Source organism: Streptomyces sp. NPDC043854 (genome assembly GCF_056436005.1).
Map to the genome: position 1 here is coordinate 1 of NZ_JBWKDK010000120.1, position 4,144 is coordinate 4,144.

Genomic DNA, 4,144 nt, shown 5'->3' on the forward strand with positions numbered 1-4,144 from the left:
ATGGGTGTCGCCATCTCCCACGACGCACATCCCCTCCCCCCCCCCCCCACCCCCCCCCCCCCCCCCCCACCCCCCCCCCCCCCCCCCCCCTCCCCCCCCCCCCCCCTCCCCCCCCTCCCCCCCCCCCCCCCCCCTCCCCCCCCCCCCCCCCCCCCCCCCGACGGGTCAGGCCCGCACCGGCTCCGGCATCGGCTCCGGGAGTTCCTCGTGCACGGTGACCGAGACGTGCACCGAGGCCGGGACCGCGAAGCTGGCCTCGTACCCGGGTGGTGCGAGCAGCTGCCGCACCCGCCAGCCGAGCGGCTGGCCGGTGAGGTCCAGCCGGCTCATGATGGCGGCCATGCCTTGTCCCGTCGCCTTTGCCATGGCCTCCTTGCGGGTCCACAGGCGGGCGAAGTCCCGGACGAGGTCGTCGTCCGCGCGGCCGCCCAGCCACTGCTGTTCTCTCGGATGGAGGAACGGCAGGTAGTCGGCGATGGATTCCGGCGCCGGCCACGACTCGATGTCGATGCCGATGGTGGCCTCGGCGACCGCGATGGCCACGTAGTCGCCGCTGTGCGACATCGAGAACTCCACCGCTTCCCGTCCCGGGTCCGGATCGCGGATGGCCGGCCTTCCGTGCGCCCCGCCGCAGCCGGGACACGGCTGCCGCAGGAAGCCGACGCTCCTGGGTGGGCATTCGAGCGAGGACCCGAGAACACTCCGCAGCGCCCAGTGGGCGAAAACGTAGGCTTCCCGGCCGGCCGGCTGCGGTATCCCGGCCAGCCGGTGCCGTTCCTTCTCGTCGAGCCAGTCGGGCGCGGCCTCGCCGGCCGCGAGCCACGGCCCGGCCGGGGCCCGGACGATCCAGATGCCGACCGGATCGAGGACCTCCCCCGGGGGTGCATCGGACCACTTGAGGTCGTGTGTCATGTCGATACGGCTCCTGATGCGGCGAGGACCCGGCCGGTCCCCGCCACGGGTCGGATCAGGCGGTGGCTGCGAGCATCGGCCACGGGCCGGTCGTGGCGTACTGCTCGAGGTCCTCGTGAACGAGATAGCGTCGGAATCCCGGTACCTGGTCCGCCGGGCACAGCGCTCCGCGGTACAGCACCATGCCGCGTACGCCGGTGCCGTCGTCGCGCCAGCACACCAGCGGGATGCGGTACTCCGGCGTATCGCAGGTCTCCTGGACGGCGGCTTGGTAGCCGTATGCGGACAGCAGACTCATCGGGCCACCCCCGGCAACGCGCCCGTGGCCACTGCCTGGGCCTCGGGGCGGACGCCGAACAGGGCGCCGTACTCGGTGATCCGCGCAGCGGCCTCCGTCCCGCCGGCGAGGTGCAGCGCATGCCAGAAGAGCACCTGGTTCGCGGTGAGTACGGGGAACCCGAGCCGCTCCTCCAGGCCCGCGATGGTACCGACGGCGCGGATGCCGTTGCCGGCGACCAGCACCGCCTGCGGCCGCTGCGGGGCGACGGCGGACTCGACCCACCGCACCAGCGCCTCCGGTGTGATCAGTTTCTGGTTGCTGGGGAGGCCGCAGGGCCCGTGGTGGACGACGTCGAAGCCCCGCTCGCCGAAGTACGAGGCACCCATGGCGGACAGCTCGTCGTCGAACCACGGCGGATTGACGAGCGCGATCCGCTCGGCGCCCAGGGCGTGGAAGCCGGCCGCCGCCGCGTGGGTCGTGCCGGTGAGCGGGATGCCGCGGGTCCGCTCGGCGAGCCGCTCGAACAGCTTCTGCTCGCCGTCGGCGCCCAGGACGTACGCGGAGCTGGTGAACCCCAGGGCGATGGAGTCCAGCGGGGAGGCGGCGAGCAGTTCGACGGCGTCGTCGATGAAGGGCGGGTCGATGAAGGCGCGCACCGGGTCATGCGGGATCTTGGGGTCCATCTCGCCGCCGGGGCGCATCGCGCCGAAGTGGACGCGTGAGCCGTGGACGTAGACATCGCGCGGCGCCATCGCCTGGAGCTCGGACTCCGGACCGACGTCCGCGTGCGGAACGACGACGCCGATGCGGGCGACCGCGGCCCAGCCGTCCTCCTGGAACTGCGTCATGGGGTGCTTCTCCTCTTCTGCTGTTCTTGTGCTGTGTCGTTGCGGATCCGCCGCCGCGCGGCTCAGGACGCTTCGTCGGCGAGTGAGCCGCCGCTGACGGTGCCGGTGCCGTCCCCGTCCAGGAACTTCGGGTGCTTGCGGCGCATGTTGCCCATCACGAACTCGTAGGGGACGTCGTCGAAGTCGCCGTGGTCGGTGAGGAATTCCATGCTCTGCCGCCCCTGTGCGTCGAAGGGGTGGTAGAGGCTGTCGGAGCGGCCGTCGAACTCCAGCGGGGTCATGCCGTACAGCCGGCACAGGAGCTTGTTGAAGACCGGGGTCACCTTCACCCAGCGGCCGTCGAGATACACGGTGGCCAGGCCGTGGAAGAAGACGTCGCCGCCGATGTACGAGCGCAGCCGGTCGGAGGCCAGGTGGTTGCGTACGTCGCTGTAGTGCAGCCGGGCGGGGATGCCGACGGCGCGGCAGCAGGCGGCGTAGAGCGCGGACTTGTGCAGGCAGAAGCCCTTGCCGCCGGCGATGATGCTGGATGCCCGCAGGCCCCGCGGCGACAGGTCGGCGCCGTAGACCTCGTAGTGGATGCCGTCGCGCACCGCGTAGTAGAGGGCGACGGCGAGGTCGGCCGGGTCGGCGGCGGCACGGTCGACGTCGCCCAGGGCCTTGTCGACGAAGGCCTTGACGGTCTCGTCCTCGTAGTCGAGGAAGTCGGTGGCCGCCGTGAGGCGGGCGCGGTCGTCGGCGGTCAGCTCCTCGGACGCTGCCGGCTGCTCGGACGTGGCGTCGGCCAGGGTGTCGGCCGGGGTGCCGGCCAGGGTGTCGGTCATGCGGGTGCCTCTCGTCACAGGCCCATCAGGGCGGCGATGCAGTTGCGCTGGATTTCGTTGGTGCCCGAGTAGATGGAGCCTGCGGCGGCGTTGCGCAGCTCACGCTCGATGCCCGTGTCGGTCAGGTAGCCGCGGGCGCCGAAGATCTGGATCGCGTCCTGGGCGGTGCGCTGGTTGGCCTCGCTGACCACGATCTTGGTGGCGGCCACGTCCAGCGATGCGTCCTTGCCCTGCTCGACCTTGCGGCCGGTGTCGTACAGCCACTTGCGGGCCGTCTCCACGGCGATCTTCATGTCCGCGATCTTGTGGGCGACCGCTTGGTTCTTGCCGATGGCACTGCCGAACTGCTGCCGGGTGGTGGCGTGCTCGACCACCCGCTTCAGGCGGTGGGTCATCTCGCCGAGGTTGACGGCGAAGGAGAACAGGACCTCCCGCTTCATCACGTAATCCATGATCAGGAAGCCGGCGCCCTCGCTGCCCAGCCGGTTGCCGAGGGGCAGCCGGACGTCCTCCAGCGTGACCTCGCTGATCGGGGAGGTGCGCAGCCCCATCGTCTCCAGGGGTTCGCCGACCGTCAGGCCTGGCGTGCCCCGCTCGGCGAGGAAGGTGCTCAGCCCGAAGGCGCCCGGCTTGCCGGTCCGGACATAGAGCAGGAAGAGGTCGGCGACCGGGGCGTTGGTGATGAACAGCTTGCCGCCGTTGAGTACGTACTCGTCGCCCTCGCGGACGGCAGTGGTCCGGATGTTCATCACGTCCGAGCCGTGGCCCGGCTCGGTGATCGCGTGCGCGGTGATGGCCTGCCCGGAGGTGACCTGCGGCAGGTAGCGCTCGCGCAGCTCGTCGGAGCCGAACGCCTGCAGCGGGATGCCCACACTGACGATCTGGGTGGACGCCGAGAAGTTCAGGCCGGCGTCCCGGCTGGTGTGGCCCAGGCCCTCCAGCGCCGCCATGGTCTCGGTGAGGCTCCGGCCGGCGCCGCCGTACTCAGGCGCGAAGGGGAGGGTGAAGAGCCCGGACCGCTGCAGCGGCTTCCACTTCTCGTGGGGGAACTCGGCGGCGCGGTCCCAGCGGGTGACGTCGTCGTTCAGCTCGTCGGCGTAAGGGGCTGTGACGCCGTACGTGTCTGCGGCCTTTTCTACTGCCATGCGTGTTCTTCCTTGCCTTTCGCTGGGCGCCGGGCGATGGGCGCCGGGGGGGGGGGGGGGGGGGGGGGGGGGGGGGGGGGGGGGGGGGGGGGGGGGGGGGGGGGGGGGGGGGGGGGGGGGGGGGGGGGGGGGGGG

Annotated in this window: 5 protein-coding genes; all 5 read right to left on the reverse strand. The window is 72.0% G+C overall.

Features of this window, described 5'->3' with window-relative positions:
- Positions 1–165 precede the first annotated feature (165 nt).
- The 5 genes from AC068A_RS37170 to AC068A_RS37190 all read right to left on the reverse strand — a co-directional run bounded on the left by AC068A_RS37170 (position 166) and on the right by AC068A_RS37190 (position 4,009).
- Entirely contained in the window at positions 166–912 is a 747-nt protein-coding gene (locus tag AC068A_RS37170; RefSeq protein WP_478590717.1) for a 4'-phosphopantetheinyl transferase family protein, read from the reverse strand.
- A 55-nt stretch (positions 913–967) separates the two neighbouring features.
- On the reverse strand, positions 968–1,210 hold the full coding sequence (locus tag AC068A_RS37175; protein ID WP_478590718.1) for a DUF6253 family protein: 243 nt from the start codon (positions 1,208–1,210) through the stop codon (positions 968–970).
- Positions 1,207–2,040 (reverse strand): maleate cis-trans isomerase family protein, encoded by an 834-nt coding sequence (locus tag AC068A_RS37180; RefSeq protein ID WP_478590719.1) that lies wholly within the window; start codon positions 2,038–2,040, stop codon positions 1,207–1,209. The genes AC068A_RS37175 and AC068A_RS37180 overlap by 4 nt, the downstream gene beginning before the upstream one ends.
- Positions 2,041–2,102: 62 nt before the next feature.
- Positions 2,103–2,864 (reverse strand): transglutaminase-like domain-containing protein, encoded by a 762-nt coding sequence (locus tag AC068A_RS37185; protein WP_478590720.1) that lies wholly within the window; start codon positions 2,862–2,864, stop codon positions 2,103–2,105.
- 14 nt (positions 2,865–2,878) lie between these two features.
- The gene (locus tag AC068A_RS37190) at positions 2,879–4,009 is read right to left on the reverse strand and encodes an acyl-CoA dehydrogenase family protein (protein WP_478590721.1); all 1,131 of its coding nucleotides are present in this window, start codon (positions 4,007–4,009) and stop codon (positions 2,879–2,881) included.
- Positions 4,010–4,144: the final 135 nt, after the last annotated feature.

Excerpts from the sequence above, each read along its gene's own strand:
- AC068A_RS37170 (WP_478590717.1), bottom strand. The coding sequence starts at position 912 with ATGACACACGACCTCAAGTGGTCCGATGCACCCCCGGGGGAGGTCCTC.
- AC068A_RS37190 (WP_478590721.1), bottom strand. The coding sequence starts at position 4,009 with ATGGCAGTAGAAAAGGCCGCAGACACGTACGGCGTCACAGCCCCTTAC.
- AC068A_RS37180 (WP_478590719.1), bottom strand. The coding sequence starts at position 2,040 with ATGACGCAGTTCCAGGAGGACGGCTGGGCCGCGGTCGCCCGCATCGGC.
- AC068A_RS37175 (WP_478590718.1), bottom strand. The coding sequence starts at position 1,210 with ATGAGTCTGCTGTCCGCATACGGCTACCAAGCCGCCGTCCAGGAGACC.
- AC068A_RS37185 (WP_478590720.1), bottom strand. The coding sequence starts at position 2,864 with ATGACCGACACCCTGGCCGGCACCCCGGCCGACACCCTGGCCGACGCC.